This window comes from Streptomyces sp. NPDC088745 (assembly GCF_044751045.1).
GTDB classification, from domain to species: domain Bacteria; phylum Actinomycetota; class Actinomycetes; order Streptomycetales; family Streptomycetaceae; genus Streptomyces; species Streptomyces cremeus.
The window spans coordinates 130,870-149,359 of the sequence record NZ_JBIVLB010000016.1 but is presented as its reverse complement, the minus strand read 5'-3'; the positions used below and the strand labels follow the sequence as shown (position 1 = coordinate 149,359).

The following is an 18,490-nucleotide window of genomic DNA, read 5'->3' as shown; positions in this document are numbered from 1 at the left end:
GGGGCCATGCCTGCCGACTGAACCCTGGCGGCGGGCGGGGGGCCCCCCCCCGGGGGGGGGGGGCCCCGCTGCGGATGCCGCTACTTGCCCTTGGCGGCTTCCTTCAGCTTGGAACCGGCCGAGACCTTCACGCTGTAGCCGGCCGGGATGTCGATCGGGTCGCCGGTCTGCGGGTTACGGGCAGTGCGAGCGGCACGGTGGGTGCGCTCGAAGGCGAGGAACCCGGGGATGGTGACCTTCTCGTCGCCCTTGGAGACGATGTCGCCGACGACATCGGCGAAGGCTGCCAGAACAGCGTCAGCGTCCTTACGGGTCACCTCGGCCCGGTCTGCGAGCGCTGCCACCAGCTCACTGCGGTTCATGCGGTTACTCCAAAGTCTCTGAGCGTCCCCAGTCGGCAGGTGCTTCGGCCGGGGTGTCGCCATCCTCGCATCCGGCACTGACAACGGAACGTAGTCGACGTGCCGAACGGGGCTGGCCGCCCGGCCGAGCACCCCCAGACGATGGCGGGGACGCCGACGGCAGATGACCGCGGTCGCCACAACGGTGCCGTCGGTAGGGGAGATCTGCCCTCACGTCACGGCTAGTCGATAGCTGTCCGTCGACGAGGACATCAGGTGCGCTCAGGCGGATTCCGTCGGAACTGCGCCGCCTCCAGGCAGTGTGCCCAGTGCGCGAGCCCCTTCTCGATACGGGCGAGCGCCGAGTAAGGGGTGTGCTGGAGTACCTGAGTGGCGTAGTTCAGCTCACCGGCGGCGATGGCCTCGGCAGCCTTCTGCCAAGAGGTCTGAAACTGCTGCTCCATTGCTGCGTCGAAGTCGTCCTCGGGTAGCCCTGCTGTCAGGTCATCCGGCAGTTTCAGCAGCGCTCGGGACAGGAGCGCGTCCAGGGCGCGCTCGCTCTCACTGAGGGACTCGGCTGTGCCGGTCATCTCCGGCACCTCCTCGACGGGTATGGAGATGCCGTCGGCGATGGCCTGGTCCATGTCGTCGAATACGTCGGCGATGTCCGCGAGGTCTTTGGCGAGGTACCGGATGCGGCCCAGAGCGCGGGCCATGGCTGGCAGCAGGATCTCTGCCCTCTCGTGCTCGGGAGGGGAAGACACACGGGCTCCGTCAGGTCGGGTCGGCGTTTCGGGGAAGTAGGGAGCACCCTATGCAGGTCGAGCGGCTGGTGGTTCTGGGGGTGGAGTCGCATCGGCCGCCGAGCGCTGTTTCACGCCACGGAGACGCACAGTCGACGTTCAGACGCTGGGGGCAAGGAAGTCGCGGGCGCCGCGGAGGGTGGTGCGGAGCTTTCGTTGGGTACGGCGGCTGTCGAGGCGGACATCGAGCGCCCCGGGAAGCGTCGTGTCCGCCCGCAGACCCTGGGGCAGCCGGGAGGGGTCGAGTCGGTCGCGGCGGGCGATGAGGACGCCGAGCTCGTATCGGGTAACGGCGTGGGCGCCCGCAAGGTGATGTACGCCGCGCGCGTCGGTGGCGGCGAGTTCCAGCAGGCCGGCGGCGAGGTCGGTGACGTGCACGGGGCAGCGGATGTCGTCGGTGAACAGCGCTCCGTCGCGGCGGCCGGCTGCGAGGTCGTGGACGATGCGCACATGTGCGGATCCGGTGCCGCCGATGATGAGGGAGGTGCGGGCGATGACGGAAGCCGGGTACAGGAGGCGTACGCCTGTCTCCGCCGCGGCCTTTGCGGCGCCGTACGGGGTCAGCGGGTCAGGATCACAGGCTTCGTTGTAGTGAACGCGGCCCAGGCCGGAGAACACCGCGTCGCTGGAAACGTGGACGAGGCGGCTGTCGTGCTGGGCCGCAGCCATGGCCAAGCGGATAGGGCCCTCAGCTGTGACTGTCCAGTCAGCGTCACTGCTGGTGGCGTTGATCACGACGCTGGGCCTCACCTCCGTCATCACGGCTTCGAGGCGGTCAGGGTTCCGAAGGTCCAGCTCGTACCACGCTGCGGCCGGGACGCTGCCGGGCCTGGACGCGAAGGTCGCGGCAGTCGTGTGCCCCGCTGCTGTCGATTGGCGGACCAGCTCAGCCCCGAGGAGTCCACTGCCGCCGACGATCAAAACAGTCATGGCGCGACCGTAGAGGATCCATCGCCGTCCCGACCCGGAATCTCGCCTGGAGCCATAAGGGTCCGCCTCTACTCCCGGAGGGTGCAGGCTTTCGGCCGGGGTGAGGAGCCCGCTGCAGCTCGTTGCCGGACTGCCTCAACCGTGACACCTCTCGGAAGGGTGCTCGCCAAGGGGCGCCATGCGGTTCGGGGAGGGGCGACAGCCAGAGCTCGCATCGAAATAATGTTCCCTTTCTGAATACATGCGGTTACGTTCGGTTCCACGCAAGATCGCAAGGGGGGTTCCATGCACGCCGATACTGCTCTTCCTGGCCGGCCGCCGGGTATCCGAGAGGACGCTGACGGCCTGACGTCGCGCCAGCGCGCCGTCCTGACCTGCATCCTGAGCTCCGTCCGAGAGCGCGGCTACCCGCCCTCGATGCGTGAGATCGGGCAAGCGGTGAAGCTCTCCAGCACCAGCTCGGTCGCTCACCAGCTCCAGGCACTCGAGCGCAAGAGCTTTCTGCGCCGTGACCCTCAGCGCCCGCGGGCGTATGCCCTCGCTCCCCGCGCCCAGGCGCTGGTCGACGCCCACCGGCTGCCTACGCCCTCTGACGAGGACGTGGCCGAGCGGGCCGCCCAAGCGGCGCGAGCGGCCGCCGTGGCGCATGTCCCGCTCGTAGGACGCATCGCCGCCGGACCGCCAATCCTGGCCGAACAGGATGTCCAAGACGTGCTTCCAATGCCTCGTGCGGTAGTTGGCCACGGCGACCTGTTCGCACTCCTGGTCGCCGGCCAGAGCATGATCGATGCCGGCATCCGTGATGGCGATGTGGTGACCGTGCGCCGTCAGAGCAGTGCCGAGCCCGGCGATATCGTGGCCGCTCTCCTGAGCGACGGTGAGGCGACCGTGAAGAAGCTCCGTATCGCGGACGACGGAGCATGGCTGATGCCCTGCAACCTGGCCTACAGACCGATCAGGCTGGGAGATGACGGGGCGATCCTGGGCAAGGTCGTTGCCGTCATGCGATCCGTGTGACCCTTTCCTGTCCGACGGCGGCACGAGCTGCCGGAGCTACCGCTCCTCCCCGCGCGACCTGGCGCGCACCCTGTCGTCCAAGGTGATCAGACGGGGGCGCAACACCCCTCCGGCAGTTCGCCATCCTGCAGAGGCGCCAGGGGCCCCGGGCCTTGCGTTGCCCCCGTGCGGGTGGCACCGCCTGATCCGGCTCCCAGGGGCTGTTACGCTCGGCGCGCCCCAGATTCTCGTGGGGCGGGCCGTGCGCAGGCCCGCGTTGTCGGCCCGGCTGACGCGCTACGGAAAGGTGCTCTGCACCAGCGCATTCAGACCTTCTGAATGCCCACGGAGCTGCCATGCCTGCTGATCACGCCCGTAAAAGCCGTGTACGCCGCCGCGGAGAGGACACCGGCGAGTCGTACACCGAAGCGGCCAAGGCCGTACGACGCGAGCGCAGTGCGTACAACCAGCCGTCTTGGGATCCGTGGATCGCTCCCCGCTGCGAAGTAACTGACCCGATCGCAGGGCATGACCCGTGGCTGTCCGGTCCATGCCCGGAGGGCTGCCCGACGCGGGAGAACTCGGATTACCGCGCCTACCTGGAGACCCTCCCCCCGAGGGAGCGTCTGCCGCGCCCGGCGCCCGTGGGGGACCCGTACGTGTGCCCTGGCGCTGACTCATGCACCGACGCCGGCTGCAGCTGCAACTACGTCCATCTGGCGGTTTGCCGGGACTGCGACGCCGTCTACAGCCCCGGGCTTGAATTCCCGTGTCCGAACTGCGGCCGCCGGCCGGAGTAGAAAGCATCGCCAGCGGACCTCCTCCGTTGATCAAGCAACGGAGGTGCTGGCGCTCTTCGTCGAGGACTCCTGCCGAACGCTCCAAGCGCTCTCGGCGACGGAGCGTCGGTCGTGCTCCGTCCGGGCTGCGGTGAGCAGGCCCTGCCACGACGTGACGGTCGGGCGCCTGCGCAAGAGAGCGCGGCGTTCACGCTCGGTCATTCCACCCCAAACGCCATGCTCTTCCCTGTGATCGAGGGCGTATGCGAGGCATTCGGTCCGCACCGGGCAGCCCGTGCAAATAGCTTTTGCTCTGCTCTGAGCCGAGCCTTGAACGAAAAGCTCTTCCGGGTCTCCTGTCCGACATGATCCTCGTGCACGCCAGGTTTCCTGGCCCCCCTTGTTCACCGACCCCGCCCTCTCACCTCGTCATCCCCTCCCCCGCCAAACTCAGCAGGCAAGTGCCGCGACGCTACGCCAACCGTTTCTGCGACGAAATAGCGGCCGCGTACAGTGACCCGATCGAGTGAACAGCTGGCCAGATACCTACCGTCTACGGCTGGAACTCCGCAGCCCAGGAGTCCCTGGGCACGGGCCGCGCCAACTGACGTAGAGATCTTTCGAAGGACCGAAGGGAAGAGCACGATGCCGCAGGCACAAGATCGCAGGACCGCCGGCAGTCTTGCTTGTGGGGCGGCGGTGTGTGCCTTCCTGACGCTCGTCACCGGCACACTCTTCCTGGCTGTCACAGCCAGTGGTCTGCTGGTCGCAGCGCTTATGGCGCATCGCCGGACGCTTGAGCTTCGCCCGTACTGGTACTGGCCTGCGTGGCTGACCGGCGCGACCGTGGCTGCTCTCCTCGCCACAGCCGCCGACGAGGCGGCCCGCCTTCTGCTCCTGCCTCTGGCCGCTGCCGAGGCCATCATCGGCCTCGTTCTCCTCGCTCTGTGGAGCCACCGTCGGCACGGCCGCGGCGACTGGATCGTCTGGCTGCCCGAGACTGGCGTGACCCTGCGCCGCGAGTGGAGCCGCCGTGCGGCGATCCACTGGGCGCAGACCGAGTGGCCCGGCCCGCCCTGTGCGATCAGCCCTGCCGGGTCGTTCCCCGAGGCGGCAGCCGCCACTCCTCTCTACCCGTACCGCGATCGGCCAGGGATCACAGGTCTGCGGTCACCCGAGCACGGCTGGACACGACCCATCGGTTGAGAGGAGCTTGGGACGCGCGGGCACCCTGGTGGGGTTCAGACCGCCGTTTGTAACCCGGGTGACGAGCGCGCCCCAGGCTGCGGTCCGGCCCTTCCCTGACCTGTCCTGAACGAGCGACGCCGCACGGCTGTACGACTGGTTCGTTACGGCCTCTCACCACGGCGCCCACGGCGCCGGCGGCGCCTGCGGCCGCAGGTAGCGGGGGACGTCACCCTTCATCAAGATTCGCGGCGCCTCGCTGAGCGAGCCGTGCACGACGACGCTCCGCTGTGCACACCATCTCGCTCCAGGGAAGCAGGACCTCCGGCATGGCCCGCTACATCAGACCCGAACCACCTTTCACGCTCGACCGCGTGGAGATGACCCAGCACCCCGCGCGCACCGTCCGCGTCCACCGGATTGCGGCCGCGTTGCACATCCTGGGCATGAGCGCCCTGATCGGGGCGACGGCCGCGACCGGCACCACCCTCATCCACACGCTCATGAGCAAGGCACGGACCTGGCACGAGATGGTCAGCTGGTGGCATCCGGCGCTGCTCTCCCTCGTCCTGGTCCCCGTCGTTCTGTACGCCTGGCGCTGGGATCGCATCAGGGCCGGTTGGCGCTTTCGCGGCTACCACCTGGGCGATGAGGAGCTGTACATACGCGCCGGTCTTCTCTACCGGCGGTTCACGGTCCTGGCCTACGCCCGGATACAGGAGGTCAACGTCGTCTCCGGTCCCATCCAACGCCGCTACCACCTGGCCACCGTCACCATCAGCAGCGCGGCCGGGCGTAACGCCATCGCCGACGTCGACCCGCAGACGGCGTACGAGCTGCGCGACCGGCTGACCGACCTCGCCCGGAAGCGGAGGCTGCCGGTATGACGCTGTCTCCCCTGCAGGGCCGCCTGCATCCGGCCACCCCGCTGCGGCGCAGTTGGGCCGTGCTCGCCGCGCTTGCAGGTCTGGCGTACCAGCAGCACAACCTCTTCAGCGTGGGGACTGCAGACGCGAGGAACAAGATCGACGTGCCCCTTTGGGTCGCCTGTACAGCCGTAACGGTGGTTGTCGCGGTCGTCCTGAGCCTGTTCATTGCGTCGTGGAGACTGAGCCACTACAGCCTGGATGGTGACGAACTCGAGTACCGCAGTGGCCTGCTCTTCAAGGTCCGGCGGCACTGCGAGCTTCACCACGTCCAGAGCGTCGACATCGGCCAGCCCTTCTTCGGCAGGTTTCTTGGGGTCTGCACCCTCCGAGTCGTGATGTCGGGCACGACGATGACCCTCTCCTACCTCACCCTCAATCAGGCGAGAGCGCTCAAGGCCCGTATCCTCGCCGAAGACACCGCCGATGAGCGGCTGCACCAGGTCAGGACTGCGGACCTGGTCGTGGCTCTCCTCCTTGATCTCGGAACGAACCTCAAGTCGCTCCTCCTCGTCGGAATCGGCGTAGGCCCGTACGTTCTCTCCGGCGAGCTGTTCACCCTTTCGACGCTGGTCGCCTGTGTGCCCAAGGTGTGGAAGCTGACGGGGCGGCGGCTCTTCACCTACAGCCGGTGGTCGGTCACCCGTATCGCCGAGGGCAGCTATCGCACCGACCATGGCCTGTTCGACACCCAGCAGTACACCTACCGGGCCTCCCGCGTCGCATCCGTCGAACTCCATCAGCCCGTTCTGTGGCGACGGTTCAACTGGGTCGAGGTGCGGGTGGCCGTGGCCGGAGCGGGAAGACCTGGCGTGCTGCTGCCTGTGTGCCCGCGCACCGTCGCCGAGAAGTTGGTGCTTCACCTCCTTGGAGCGGACGCCGTGGCCCATCTCCACGCTCCCATTCCGGCGCCTGGGAAAGCCCGCAGGGCGACGCCCTTCCACAGGGCGCTCGGCTACCGCCTCGGCAATGGGTACTTCGCCACCTGGCGCGGCTACTTCTTCCGCAACAGCATCACGATCTGCCCCGCTGCCCGAATTCAGACGGTCAGCGTTCGACAGGGGCCATGGCAGCGCAGACTCGGCCTCGCCAACGTGCACGCGCACATGGCAGGAGGGAACCGCGTGTCAGCAGTCCACCGCACATCTGCCGAGTCAACCGATCTTGCGCACCGCCTGCACCAGGCGTCCATGCTTCATTGACCTCGGTCCACGCCGATCGCGTGGTTCCGTACCCCGGGGCAGCCCGTTTTCGAGCCTGTAGATGACTGTCGTGAGGAAGGCCGGAAGGCGCGTACGCGCCTTCCGGCAGAGGCCACCATAGGGATGTACCGCTCGTCTGCCTCAGGAGACCGCGCCCGTGATCCGTGCTCACCATCGACTCAAGGGTGGGGCCGCCCAGCTCGGCGCTGCTGGCCCGGGCCTGTCCGGCCCATTCGGCATCTGGCCCGCCGACGACCACCAGGACGACGAGGACCAGGACGACGAGGACCAGGAGCGCAAGCTCATCGACCGCACGCAGGAGACAAGCACCTGATGACCAGCGAAGACCGCGGCGCCGCCGGCCCGTACACCGAGTACGACAACCTCCACGGTGCTGCACGCCCGGGAGAAGGACCTGCCGCTGCTGCACCCGTACGGCACCGTGGAGGTCGGCGGCCGTTACGTCACACCAGGCGGCGGGCGGCTGACCGTCAGGAAGGATGGCAAGCACCTCCAGATCACACTGGACCACCTTGGTTGCCCGGCCCAGCTCACCGCAGAGAAGACCGCCCTCTTCGAGCGGCTCGGTCTCGCTGCTGAGGGCCACTGCCTGCACGCCGGGTGCCGTCACCACGTCGCTGCCGCGGGGGCGGTCCTGCGCTCCTTCGCACTACGGACCGGCAGCATCGAGCTCACCACCTTCGTTCGGGCCGCGCTCGCCATCGAACTCGGCGACGAGCGCCCCGTCGACCGGCTCTTGAAGGACACCGAGGCGCTGGCTGGCCCCGTCCGTCGAACGGCCCCGGAGGAACACGGGAGCCCCGCCGATTGAGGTTCGCCAGCCCCATCCGACCAGCGGGTCCAGGAAGCGCTCAGGGGCGCCAGGGACTCGGCAGACCTCACGCGGAGGAACTGATGAACCACGATCTTGCTGCCGACCTTCACCGCCGTGCTGCACAGGACCAGGCGGCCCGCCAGCGGATGCTCGAGACCGGCGACGGCCGCGACCTTGTCCGGGTCGACGCCGACAACACCGCTTGGCTCAAACAGGCCATCGCGGCACATGGCTGGTTAGGAATCAGCCTGGTCGGCGAGCAGGGAGCCGACGAAGCGTGGCTCCTGGTCCAGCACGCCGACCGCGATCTCGATCTTCAACGTCAGGTGCTCGGTCTCCTTCAGGACGCTGTTGCGGATGGTGAGGCCCTGCCTCGCCATCTTGCCTACCTCACCGACCGGGTTCGGGTCGCAGCCGACGAACCGCAGGTATACGGGACTCAGTACATCAAAGCCCCGGACGGGAAGCTGCAGCCGTACACCGTGGCCGAACCGGAACTGCTCGATGCTCGACGTGCCGCCATGGGCTTGGAATCCGCTGCGGAGTACGACAGGCGTATGCGCGGCCGCGATCCTGAGGCCGTCTGATGCTGGCGCTCATGGACGCGGGGGATTCGCCAGCGCTGTGCCGGCCCCGAACGGTTAGGGCTCAATGAGGCCGACGCCTCGGCCTCTCCGAAGGAGCCTCTCGACTATGACCGCCTCTCACACCGCCGCGCTCGCCGTGCCCAGCCCGGGATGCTCCGAGGCCTCCGGCCTGATAGCACCGGTCTCGGCGTCCTCACCGACCCCGGTGGCGGCAGCTCCGGCCGCCGCCCGGTGCCCCCGCTGTGACCGCGACGCGCTGTACGGCCTGGAGTGCGCGCACTGCGGCCGTGTCATCATCACCGGTCTGATCGGAGGTCCGAGGCTGTGCCCAGCAGAGGAGCGCGCCCAAGCCACCGGACGTCCGTACTGCCCGAAGTGCTACGCAGCCGACGCCCAGCTGTACGTCACAGGAGCCGGCGACATGTGCGGCCCGTGTGCGGTCGGACTCCTGGGGCGCCGGATATCGGACCTAACGCCGGTCGCGGAGACGCCCCCGGCGTGACCCGTGGGGCGGTGAGCTGCACATCCTGACCCGCGGATGGCCGTCGGTGGCCCGCCCGGGACGACGTGCGAAGGGCCTCCGGGCGGGCTCCTCTGTTAACGATGCCAGCAGCCACCGTGCGACTGGTCGAGGCGCGACCGAAGCCGGGCTTGAGGTGCCGTCCATTGGACGGCAGACTCGGTCCCGGAGAACAGTCGGCCTCCCAGTCGCTCCCGCGATAGCGGGGATGCAGCCCGCCCCGGCACGGGCTCTTCCTGCGCGCCGTCAACCGTGAGCGCGATCCGCACGTCTGGGGAGGAACCGCCATGCCCGTTACCGACGAACACACCGATGCCTTGCCGCCGGCCAATGCCGTGCACGTGGCCTGGTCGCTGGTGCTGGCGGCGAGCGAGCCATCGGCTCGCCGCAAGAAGGCCGTCCGGTTCATCAAGAACTATCGCCCTGTCCCGGCCATGGAAGACACCCACCGCGCGACGGTCTTCCTCATCGGGTCGGTCGCCGGGCTGTACCTGGGGAACCGGCAGACGGCCGCCGAAGACCCGGACGGCATCGCCGAGCTGCGGCAGGTGCTCGTCGGGCGGATCGTCGGCAGCAGCGCAGTCGAGGACCTGCCCGCGCAGGACCAGGCGGAGGCGGTCGCCTTCATTACTGAGCTCATCGGGCAGCTCCCTGCGGACTCGGAGTTGGATGTCCTGGCCTGGTACTACGGCTGGCGGGCGGAGAGGGCGAACCGTGGCGACCAGCCCGGCCCGAATCACACGGCCGTCCTGACGTGCGCGCTGCTCGCCGTGGTCGATGTCGGCGACCTGGCCAACGACAGGTCGATCATGCGGGACATCGTGGACCAGGCGGTACAGCAGAACTTCCGTCTTCCGTAAGGGGCCCGGCAGTAGGCGCCGGATCTGCCGGTCGTGGGGCACTCTTCCGGCCCATTGTGTTGTCGACACCGATGCCCGCTGCGAGACCCTTCTGCGGGAGGTCGTGAGCTGCTCCGGTCACGCTGCCGTGCGGTTGCAAGCCGATCTCTGGCCCTCTACTCGCCGGGTAGAGGGCCAGAGCCCTACCAATGTCGGTGAGCGCGGGGACCTCAGTTCTCGTGGTCCGGCTTCAAGCCGAGCACGTTGGAGATGAGCGGCACACCGATCGACAGGGTGAACACCGGCCCGAGAGAATGGGGGTTCAGGGTGCTGCCGATCTCGTCGAAGTAGTCGGCCAGAGTGCCCTCTTCAAAGCCGCCGCTGAGGAGATCCCACGGCGAGCGGCCGTGGGGGCGCTCCCGGAACTGGGTAGCCGTGGTGACGGCGTAGCAGATGGACGCCGGCCACAGCTGCTCGACCAGGTAGTCCCGCGCTGCGGGAGGACTGTCCTCCTCGTCCTCTTCCAGGATGTCGACCACCTCGGCACGGAAGCGGTCACGCAGGTTGGGGTGGGCGGCCTCAACCGCGCTGACGAGGGTACTCAGGCTGGTGCCTGGCCCCAGGGCCTGCAGGGCGGGCGGCAAGTCGCCAGGAGGAAGCCACACCCATACCTGGCCAGGGTCGAACCAGTGCGGCAGTGGTAGCCGCAGAGTGCCGTCGTCGCCTTCGAGTCGTTCGCGGAAGTCCGGGCCTGCGGCGCAGGCCAAGAGCGCCGTCACGGCTGACCAGCCCGCCGGCGCGGAGACATCCTCGTCGGTCAGCGCGTCGATGAGGTAGGCCAGGCGCAGCGGGTGGCCACCGAGGATGTCGCCATCGAATACGCAGAAGGGGCAGAGGACGAGCCGGTCGTGCTCGGTGGCCGGCAGCAGGTGCGCGGCCGGGTACCTGTCGCCGCACAGGGAGCATTGCGCGTCGTTGACCAGTGCGTCGACCTTAGCTGCGCGGGCGCGGCCGAGTTCCTCCCATACCGTGTGCACGATGTCTGTGAGTGGTGTAGTGCCGGGCAAGGTGAGCACCATCGCTTCCCCGGAGTTGATGGGGATCTTGGGTGTGATGAGGGTCAGCTCGGGGACGGTGGTGAGGTCGTAATGATCCGGGTCGTCGGGATCTGCCTCGGTGTCCGTTCCACCCGGGCGGGAGAGCATGGACCAGACCGGCCCAAGCCAGCCGGTCCAGATGCCGCCTTCGGGGAACCCGTCGGTCTCCACAGGCCAGCCCTCGACTTGGAACGCGTTGATCAGGCGGTCCTGGACTTCCGCCGTCAGGATCTCCTTGGGGGCGGGGGTGTGAAGTCGGGCGGCGCGGGCGTGGCTGCCACCATCGGCCTCGGCTCGGATCGCCAACTTCTTCTTGCGGTTGCGCGTCATCGTGCTCGTCATCCCGTGCGGTCCCACGTCCCGTACTTCGGCATCTCAAGCACAGGTGATCGATGAGTGAGATTCGACAGAACCTTGTCCGCCGGAGCTGCTGGTCACGTGGGGACGCACAGCATCGGAGTCGGGCGGTCACTAACGCCGCGTTGACGGTAGCGCGGCGGCCCGTACGCGGGCAATCGGCCCGACGGGGACCAGGATCGCGCGCTCGTGGGCAGAGAAGCCGATGAGGCCGTGACGGACGGCGCGCGGCGGCGTATGTAGAGGTGTCTGCGCGTTCATCCTGCCGCTGCCGAGCCGGTATGCTGCCCGGCAGGCGGCCACGACCGCCGACCGCTGAAGGGGCCCTCCGCCCACGCTGGAGACCTCGTTGGTAGGCCAAGCCGTCCTTCGACGCATCGTGCACCTGACCATGCCTGCCTTCAGAGCGGCGTGTGCGTGGGGCGCGCTGCTGCATGGAGTCAGACATGCCTACCAATCCGCCCCGGAAGTCGCGGAAGCGTACCCGGGAACTGCGAGAGCTGAGCCGAGCCGCCGGCCTGCGGTTCACCGAGGCGATGCGGGCGAACGATCGCACCCGAGCCGACGCCCGGCCACTGCGCCCCTCCCCCACCCGCACCATGCTGTTGCCGCTCGTGCCGGACGCCCTGCGCGGAATGTACGAACTGGATGGACTGCTCCTGAGGCTCCGCATGGACATGGTCCTGAACCATGAGGGGGAGCTTGTGGGCTACCGGGACAACGGAGGAGTGCCGATCCCCGAGGCGCCGATTGAGGACGTCACCGAGGCGTACTGGCAGGTGCGCAATGCACTACCCGAGGGGACGGAGGAGCTGGTGGACGGGACGGAGGAGTACCCGCCCAACGTGCTGCTGCTGGTGGGGCCCGACGGCGGGAACGTGACGCACCTGGCGTCGATTGAGGTAGCCGAGGCGGATCTCGCCCTGCTCGCGACGTTCGCCGACGCCCTCGACCGCGCGGCCCGTCCGCGTCCCGGCTCGGAGTTCCAGGCCCTGAGAGAGGCGCTGGGTGAGCTTGGACGAATGCCCTACTACTCGTGGATGCCCAAGGGAGACGAGGCCGTCGTCTCCGACTGGGTACGGCAAGCCCTGTCACCGGTCCTGGTCTCGCCTTTTGACGGCCCTCATGGCCCCGACGACTACGAGACGCTGTCCGGTGTGCTGCGGTACGCCGAGAGCCTGGGCTGGGAGAGCGTCAAGGTGAACCAGGATGAAGAGGAGGCGGCTGAGCGAGCGTCGTTCAACATGATGCGCGCAGCAGGGTGGACCTGACAGCCTGCCCCGGGGCCGCGGGCCATCCGTGATGGCCAGAAGGCCGTGCAGCACCGACAGGAACGGCCTACCACGGGCCTGGTGACGGTGGGCGTCTTCAGGCGGAGGGGTTCCGTACGATCCCGCATCTACTACCTTCAAACCCATGACGATTCCGCCCCAGGCATCCTCCGCCGGCCCCGCCCCCACTGCTTCGGAGATCTCCGCCGCGCTGTCGGCGCTCGGTGTGTACGCCAGCGTCCCCTCAGAGGCCGAGCTCGCGCAGCAGGCCGCCGCGGTCGGCGGTGAGCAGGTCCTGGCCGCCATCCTCGCGAACGCCCTGTACGGGGCGTCGATCGGCACCGGGATGGTCACCGAGGGTCGGATGCTCGAAAGTGGTGCCGGCGGCCGTGAGCTCGGCCTGGCCCGCGAGCAGGTCCTCAAGGCGTCCGGCGCGGACGACGTGGGCGTCATGGGCGTCCTGCACTGGCAGGCGGGCCAGGTACGTCAGCCGCTGAAGAGGATGAATGAAGGCGGCGCCGGACCCATCGTGGAGGCCGCCGCGCACGCATCCAACGCGCTGCTGGACCTCCTGGCATGCACGACCGTGACCTCCGTCGACGACCTGCGTGCCACCGAGATCCCCGAGCAGCTCCTCCGTGCCCGCCGGGCACTCGAGGCCGGCATCTCGGCGATCGATGCGCTGCCCGGCGCTGTCGCCGAGATGTTCATCGGGCCCGTCACCGACTGACGCAGCGGGCATCGATTGGTCGCCCTGACATGGCGGTGTCCAAGGATTCGAAGGGACTGCGGCGGGGTCACGTCTCCGAATCCCAGACTGCTACCCAGTCCATTGACAGGGCACCGGTCGAGCACCCGCGGATATTGCACAGCCGTCTGTCAGTGCCGGATGGGAGGATCGCAAGTGGCCGGGCGTCCGGCCCGTACCCGGGGGACGGACATGAGCAGCGAGAGCACGTACGAGTGGCCGCGTGGGGCGACACCGTCGGACATGATCCAGCTGGAGGCGTGGCTCGCCCAGCACGGATGGGAAGTCGACCCCACGGTCTACATGGCCGGTGCGGGCGGCGCGGCCGTCCAGGTGCGACGTACTGGTGCGGCCTGGCAGGACGGGGAGGCTGGACTGCTCATCCTGCCCGCAGAGACGGTGCTCTGGGACGGCACCCGGATGCAGATCGCGCCCCCGGCCGCTGTACCGGCCCGCTGTGCAACCTCGTAGGGTCAGGGTCGGAGATCACGAGGGGTAGGGGGTTCGGGTGGACATCAACGAGCAGATCGAGGCTTCGCGGACGTGGGAGCACGGTGACCCGGGGCCGCGCCCGTACGACCCGAACTCCGCCGGGCTGGTGCGCACGGCCGCTTTCCTGGAGCGGATCGCCGAGTTGATCAAGGAGGACCCGGAAGCCTCGGCCCTGGTGCACGCCGGCAACGATCCGGCCGCACTGCTCCCATTGACGGAAACGGCACCGGGCCGGGAGCGGCTGCGCCTCGCGTTCGACGAGGACCCCGGGATGCTGCTGTGGCTGGAGTCCAGCGCCGCTGGCCAAGACGTCCTCGCCCGAGTCCAGATGTCCGTGGACGCCCCGGACCCGGAGGTGGCCGCGGAAGCGATACGCACCGCCGCGTCACCGCGGGTCGCCGAGCAGCGGCGCCGCCGACACGAGGAGAGGGTGCGGGACCACGAGGAGCACCTGCGCTACCTGGCAAGTCCTGAGCACGCGGCCCGCAAGCAGCAGACGTACGAGGTGATGATGTCGGCCTTCGAGGCGCAGCGCGGCGCGGAATAGAGGCATCGCACGGCTGCGGCGCCCCTACATGCTTCCGGCCCCCCTTCGACATGAAGTCGAAGGGGGGCCGGTGCGTTGGTAGCGGGGACAGGATTTGAACCTGCGACCTCTGGGTTATGAGCCCAGCGAGCTACCGAGCTGCTCCACCCCGCGTCGGTAGGACCACCCTACGCCACTGGCCGTCGGCCCCGGACCGGATTTCCGCCTGGCGGTGCCACTACTGCCCCATCAGCCTCAATTTCGGTACCTAGCGCACTCTTCTGTCACCGCGGGCCGTTGCGGGGAGGGCCACGCCGGCCCCGGGGACGAAGGAGGACGCGGTGAAGGAAGCAACCAAGGGCACAGTGATCGCGGTGGGCCGGGCGCAGCGGCCGGGCACAGAGCTCCCGTGCGCAGACGGGGTCGACGTGCAGCAGCGCGGAGAGATGGTGTGCGCGGCCGTGGTGGACGGGGCCGGGCATCACCCGGACACCGTGCGGTACGCCGCGCTCACCCCGCCGGTGATCACGCACATCGGGATGGAGCTGGGCGGGCTGCCGGGACTGATGACGGCCGGGCAGATGGCCGCGGCCTACAACCGGCCGCCGCACGCGTCCGCAGTGTTCGCCTGCGCGCAGCCGGGGCAGCCGACGTCCGTCCATTGGATCGGGGACTGTCGTGCGTACGGCTGGCGGGAGGACACCGGGCTCACCCTCTGGTCCGACGACCAGACCATGGGGAACTGGTTGCGGTGGAACGGTGGTGCGGCCGTACAGCTGGAGGCCGCGAAGCACGACAACTGGGCACGCCTGGGGCTCGCGCAGTCCAGCGCGGCGACGTGCCGGCAGGTGCAGATCCCCGAGGAGGAGGCCCGCCTCGTGCTGGTGATGTCCGACGGGGTATCCGACCAGGTCGGTACGGAGACGATCACCTGGCTGTGCAGCGAGCACTCGGACGGGCCGCAGGCCCTCGCCGACGCCCTGGTGGCGGCGGCCGAGGCCGAGGAGAGTGGGTACCGGGACGACGCCACCGTGGTGGTACTGCGGCTGCGTTGAGGGGCGTTTCGCAGGCCATCCGCCAGCGCCCCGTACTCTCGGGGCGTCGGCGGAGGGCCGCCAGGCCTCGTTGAAGTCCGGGTGCCCGCTGTCGGTCACGGCCCGGGCCACCCCGTACGCGAGACAGCCACAGGGCAGCGCGTCCGATGGCGGCGGCGTCTCTCCGCCCGGCGCGCGATGGCGAACTCGACGACGTCGAGGGGCGTTCTCATCTCCCTCGATCGAGGGCAGTCTGCACCGGAGGCTCATCTCGCTGGGCGTTCACCCGGACGGGTGGCACGTACTTGGCCACGTGAAGGGCTCGGGGCTATGGTCGGCCGCGGCCCCGTGCGGCCGAAGGCTCCCGTCCCGTCCCATGACCGCGACGAACATCAGGCCGCAGGTGCTCCGCATCAGCACGTGTTTCGTCCTGTCCGTGCTGTCCGGCCGGCGGGTCATGGGCCGCAGGCTGTGAAGGACGTACCGATGACGAAGAATCACGCTCGCAAGTCCGCGGCCCGCACCCGTTCCGCCATGACCGGTCAGCCCTACACGTCCGCCGGCCTACGGCGCGAGTCCGAGCTCGTCGTGCTGCGGCAGTACGGGAACGGCGGCCCCGGCTGCCTCACCCTGGTCGTCGCGAACTGGACGGCTCCGGGGAACCGGTCCTTGGCTGGCATCGCGCCGGGAGTGGTGCACCAGTGGCCGAGCTCCGCCGAGCCCGGCAAGCCGCGTGTCGATCCGTACCGGCACATGATCGAGCACGGCTGGTCCGACGGTGCGGATCCCTCCATCGGCGTGGCCCAGTGGGGCGTCGTGTTCGCCACCCCGGGCGGCGTCCTGAGCCACATCGCGTGGGACGACTGTCTTCTGTACGCCGAGGCCGTGCAGCTCACGCCGACCAACCACGCCGCGCTGGCCTGTGCCCAGGACGGTCTGGTCCGCGTCGTGGTCACCAAGACGGCACAGCCCGCCGACCGCAGCACCACCCAGGCGTGGGTCCTGAGGCTGCTGTCCACGCCCCGGCTGGCGGTGAAGGCCCTGTTCCAGATCCAGGAGTCGCCCTGTCTGCCGGGCGCGTTTGTGGAGCACGTCAACGGCCGGCTGCCCGACGGTGTCGCCCTGGTCTCCCCGGGGTCGGGATTCCTGCCGCCGTGGTTGACCGGCCCGGCGTAGCCCCGCCGTTCTGCGGCTCAGCGGGCCGTGCGGACTGGAGGTGGCGCGGGCCTCGTTGGGCTGATCAGGCGGCCAGGCCAAGGAAGCGGGTCGGGTTCTCCCTCCAGGGGACCTTCTTGCGGCGGTAGGCGTCGAAGGCGCTGCTGCGCAGCGAGTGCCGCGAGTGCAGGGCGACCGTCTCGGGCGGGTTACCGGCGGCCAGGGCCTGCTGGATCCAGCCGCGCCGGAAGCTGTGGGCGGTGATGCGCCGGACGGCGGCGCGGGCCGCGCGCCGGGCGGTGCGCCAGGCCTTGAGGACGGCGTCGGCCTCCTCGGCGGTGGGCGCCGCCTCGACGGCGGCGTGCGCCTCCTCCTTGGCCTGGGCCGCGGCCGCGAGCTCGTGAGGTGTGGGCGTCGGCGTGAGCTCGGTGGCACGGGCGGCGGCCTTGACGATGTCGTTGACCGTGTCGGCGGTGATGCCGCCGCGGCGGCGGTCGTCCTTGGGACGTCGTCCGGCGGCCTTGGCGCCGATGTTGCCGTGCCGGTCGATGCGGCGCAGCAGCGGACCGGGGGTGAGCTGGCCGTCGTCGGCGAGGACGTCGAGCCATTCCCGCAGCGCGTGGATGGGGCACAGTTCCTGGTCGGCAGGGGCGAGGATGCGTACTTCCTGTCCGCGGGCGGCCTGGTCGGCCTTGGACCGGCGGATCTTGATGATCAGGGCCTGGCAGGTCTTCTTGCGGCCGTCCTCGTCCTCGATCTTCACGGTGGTGATCTTGACGTCGTGAAGGTTGAGTCGGGCGGGCTCGGAGGCGCGGGCGGCCATCCACCAGGCGATGAGCAGGACGGCGGCGTCCCGCTTCCCGCGCACCGTGGTGCGGTCGAGGGTGCGCACCATGAGCCGCAGTTCGTCCAGGTCGACGGGGTCGGCCTGGAGCGGGCCGGGCTCCACCAGGGGGTCGTCGGCCTCCTCGCCGGCGCGGTGGCGGATGACGAGTCGGCAGGCCTTGATCTCCGGTTCCGACAGCGGAACGCCCTGGATGGCACGCATCGCGCGCAGGGTGCTGAAGTGGGCCTCGATGGAGGTCGCCGGGTGGCCGCGGTCACCGAGGTCGGAGAGGTAGGACAGCACCGCGTTGGGCTCGTCCTCGGCCCAGTCGTACGTGGCGCACCACAGGGCGTACGAGTGCCAGCGGCTGGCCCGGGCGTTGCGGGAGTTGCGGGGGACGGCGTTGGTGAGCTTGCGGGCGGCCGAGGCCGAGAGGCGCTCGCCGGCGGCGGTGACGATGTCCGGCTCGGCGCGGCGCCGGCGCCGGACGGCCGGAGCGGCTCCCGCGCTGGTGACGAGTTCGGTCGACGTCATGACGCGGGCTGCTCCTCGTGCGCGCGGGCGGTGGCTTCGGCGGCGGGGTTCGGGCGGGGTTCGCTGCCGGGCAGCGGCGGCTGGCCGGCGGCCTGGCGGCGCTGAACGGTCGCGATGTGGGCCCGCACGGCGGCGGCGGCCGGGTCGGCGGCAAGGCGCAGCGCGCGGTCGCAGGCCAGGCAGGGGGTACCGCACAGGGAGCGTTCGAAGTCGCGCGGGTTCACCGGCAGGGTGCCGCAGGCCATGCGCCACCGGCCGGGGCGCTCCTGGCGGGCGGTGTGATCGAGGCGCCCGCCGTGGACACGGACGAGCCTGGTCTGCGTCTCCACCCTGGCCAGCACCTCGGTCATCTCGTCGCGGATGATGCGCGGTGCCCGGGACGGCGCGGTCGTGGGCACCGGCAGGGGGTGCCACATGTCCACCGTCATCTGCTCCCCCGCTCCTCTCCGGCCTTCTCACAGAAGTCGTTGTGTGAGCCGGATACCTGCGGACGCCGCTTGTCGTGTC

Annotated in this window: 22 protein-coding genes and 1 tRNA gene; 15 read left to right on the top strand and 8 right to left on the bottom strand. The window is 69.4% G+C overall.

What is annotated here, in order from left to right; all coding sequences use genetic code 11:
* Window positions 1-80: 80 nt before the first annotated feature.
* From ACIP93_RS31760 to ACIP93_RS31750, 3 genes are all read right to left on the bottom strand, one after another.
* Window positions 81-362, bottom strand: coding sequence for an HU family DNA-binding protein (locus ACIP93_RS31760; RefSeq protein WP_398689139.1), 282 nt, complete (start codon window positions 360-362; stop codon window positions 81-83).
* A gap of 251 nt (window positions 363-613) precedes the next feature.
* On the bottom strand, window positions 614-1,105 hold the full coding sequence (locus tag ACIP93_RS31755) for a hypothetical protein (protein WP_401764479.1): 492 nt from the start codon (window positions 1,103-1,105) through the stop codon (window positions 614-616).
* A 138-nt stretch (window positions 1,106-1,243) separates the two neighbouring features.
* Complete coding sequence (locus tag ACIP93_RS31750; RefSeq protein WP_401764476.1) at window positions 1,244-2,074, bottom strand: SDR family oxidoreductase; 831 nt, start codon at window positions 2,072-2,074, stop codon at window positions 1,244-1,246.
* Window positions 2,075-2,359: 285 nt separating this feature from the next.
* On the opposite strand from ACIP93_RS31750, the gene lexA reads away from it, so the two are divergent.
* Entirely contained in the window at window positions 2,360-3,091 is a 732-nt protein-coding gene (gene lexA, locus ACIP93_RS31745) for a transcriptional repressor LexA (RefSeq protein ID WP_401764473.1), read from the top strand.
* A gap of 809 nt (window positions 3,092-3,900) precedes the next feature.
* Here the strand turns inward: lexA and ACIP93_RS31740 are convergent.
* The gene (locus ACIP93_RS31740) at window positions 3,901-4,257 is read right to left on the bottom strand and encodes a WhiB family transcriptional regulator (RefSeq protein WP_401764471.1); all 357 of its coding nucleotides are present in this window, start codon (window positions 4,255-4,257) and stop codon (window positions 3,901-3,903) included.
* 237 nt (window positions 4,258-4,494) lie between these two features.
* On the opposite strand from ACIP93_RS31740, the gene ACIP93_RS31735 reads away from it, so the two are divergent.
* From ACIP93_RS31735 to ACIP93_RS31700, 8 genes are all read left to right on the top strand, one after another.
* Window positions 4,495-5,055, top strand: a complete 561-nt coding sequence (locus ACIP93_RS31735; RefSeq protein ID WP_401764468.1) for a hypothetical protein — start codon at window positions 4,495-4,497, stop codon at window positions 5,053-5,055.
* A gap of 308 nt (window positions 5,056-5,363) precedes the next feature.
* Window positions 5,364-5,921, top strand: a complete 558-nt coding sequence (locus tag ACIP93_RS31730; RefSeq protein WP_401764465.1) for a PH domain-containing protein — start codon at window positions 5,364-5,366, stop codon at window positions 5,919-5,921.
* Window positions 5,918-7,162: a PH domain-containing protein gene (locus tag ACIP93_RS31725; protein ID WP_401764462.1), complete on the top strand. Its 1,245-nt coding sequence runs from the start codon at window positions 5,918-5,920 to the stop codon at window positions 7,160-7,162. Before ACIP93_RS31730 ends, ACIP93_RS31725 begins: the two co-directional genes overlap by 4 nt.
* 157 nt (window positions 7,163-7,319) lie before the next feature.
* Window positions 7,320-7,496: a hypothetical protein gene (locus ACIP93_RS31720; RefSeq protein WP_401764459.1), complete on the top strand. Its 177-nt coding sequence runs from the start codon at window positions 7,320-7,322 to the stop codon at window positions 7,494-7,496.
* A 57-nt stretch (window positions 7,497-7,553) separates the two neighbouring features.
* Window positions 7,554-7,994, top strand: a complete 441-nt coding sequence (locus ACIP93_RS31715) for a DUF6420 family protein (RefSeq protein ID WP_401764456.1) — start codon at window positions 7,554-7,556, stop codon at window positions 7,992-7,994.
* 83 nt (window positions 7,995-8,077) lie between these two features.
* A complete protein-coding gene (locus ACIP93_RS31710) occupies window positions 8,078-8,584 on the top strand; it encodes a DUF6624 domain-containing protein (RefSeq protein ID WP_401764453.1) in 507 nt (168 codons plus the stop codon).
* 106 nt (window positions 8,585-8,690) lie between these two features.
* A complete protein-coding gene (locus ACIP93_RS31705) occupies window positions 8,691-9,086 on the top strand; it encodes a hypothetical protein (protein WP_401764451.1) in 396 nt (131 codons plus the stop codon).
* Between the two features lie 305 nt (window positions 9,087-9,391).
* The gene (locus ACIP93_RS31700) at window positions 9,392-9,964 is read left to right on the top strand and encodes a hypothetical protein (RefSeq protein ID WP_401764448.1); all 573 of its coding nucleotides are present in this window, start codon (window positions 9,392-9,394) and stop codon (window positions 9,962-9,964) included.
* A gap of 209 nt (window positions 9,965-10,173) precedes the next feature.
* Here the strand turns inward: ACIP93_RS31700 and ACIP93_RS31695 are convergent, their stop codons facing one another.
* Window positions 10,174-11,382: a hypothetical protein gene (locus ACIP93_RS31695; RefSeq protein WP_401764445.1), complete on the bottom strand. Its 1,209-nt coding sequence runs from the start codon at window positions 11,380-11,382 to the stop codon at window positions 10,174-10,176.
* Between the two features lie 461 nt (window positions 11,383-11,843).
* Between ACIP93_RS31695 and ACIP93_RS31690 the strand changes: the two genes are divergently transcribed.
* The 4 genes from ACIP93_RS31690 (at window position 11,844) to ACIP93_RS31675 (ending at window position 14,455) form a co-directional block, all read left to right on the top strand.
* Window positions 11,844-12,668 carry a hypothetical protein gene (locus ACIP93_RS31690; RefSeq protein ID WP_401764442.1) on the top strand — a complete coding sequence of 275 codons (825 nt, stop codon included), beginning with the start codon at window positions 11,844-11,846 and terminating at the stop codon, window positions 12,666-12,668.
* Between the two features lie 145 nt (window positions 12,669-12,813).
* Window positions 12,814-13,398: a DUF6245 family protein gene (locus ACIP93_RS31685; protein WP_401764439.1), complete on the top strand. Its 585-nt coding sequence runs from the start codon at window positions 12,814-12,816 to the stop codon at window positions 13,396-13,398.
* A gap of 210 nt (window positions 13,399-13,608) precedes the next feature.
* Window positions 13,609-13,887: a hypothetical protein gene (locus tag ACIP93_RS31680; protein ID WP_398689126.1), complete on the top strand. Its 279-nt coding sequence runs from the start codon at window positions 13,609-13,611 to the stop codon at window positions 13,885-13,887.
* 37 nt (window positions 13,888-13,924) lie between these two features.
* A complete protein-coding gene (locus ACIP93_RS31675; protein ID WP_401764437.1) occupies window positions 13,925-14,455 on the top strand; it encodes a hypothetical protein in 531 nt (176 codons plus the stop codon).
* A gap of 76 nt (window positions 14,456-14,531) precedes the next feature.
* Here the strand turns inward: ACIP93_RS31675 and ACIP93_RS31670 are convergent.
* A tRNA-Met gene (locus ACIP93_RS31670) sits at window positions 14,532-14,608 on the bottom strand.
* 167 nt (window positions 14,609-14,775) lie between these two features.
* Here ACIP93_RS31670 and ACIP93_RS31665 point away from each other — a divergent pair.
* Entirely contained in the window at window positions 14,776-15,489 is a 714-nt protein-coding gene (locus ACIP93_RS31665; RefSeq protein WP_401764435.1) for a SpoIIE family protein phosphatase, read from the top strand.
* 465 nt (window positions 15,490-15,954) lie between these two features.
* On the top strand, window positions 15,955-16,644 hold the full coding sequence (locus ACIP93_RS31660) for a hypothetical protein (RefSeq protein WP_401764433.1): 690 nt from the start codon (window positions 15,955-15,957) through the stop codon (window positions 16,642-16,644).
* 64 nt (window positions 16,645-16,708) lie between these two features.
* Here ACIP93_RS31660 and ACIP93_RS31655 read toward each other — a convergent pair whose 3' ends face one another.
* The gene (locus ACIP93_RS31655; protein ID WP_401764430.1) at window positions 16,709-17,983 is read right to left on the bottom strand and encodes an integrase; all 1,275 of its coding nucleotides are present in this window, start codon (window positions 17,981-17,983) and stop codon (window positions 16,709-16,711) included.
* A complete protein-coding gene (locus ACIP93_RS31650) occupies window positions 17,980-18,411 on the bottom strand; it encodes a hypothetical protein (RefSeq protein WP_401764428.1) in 432 nt (143 codons plus the stop codon). The genes ACIP93_RS31655 and ACIP93_RS31650 overlap by 4 nt, the downstream gene beginning before the upstream one ends.
* Between the last annotated feature and the right edge of the window lie 79 nt (window positions 18,412-18,490).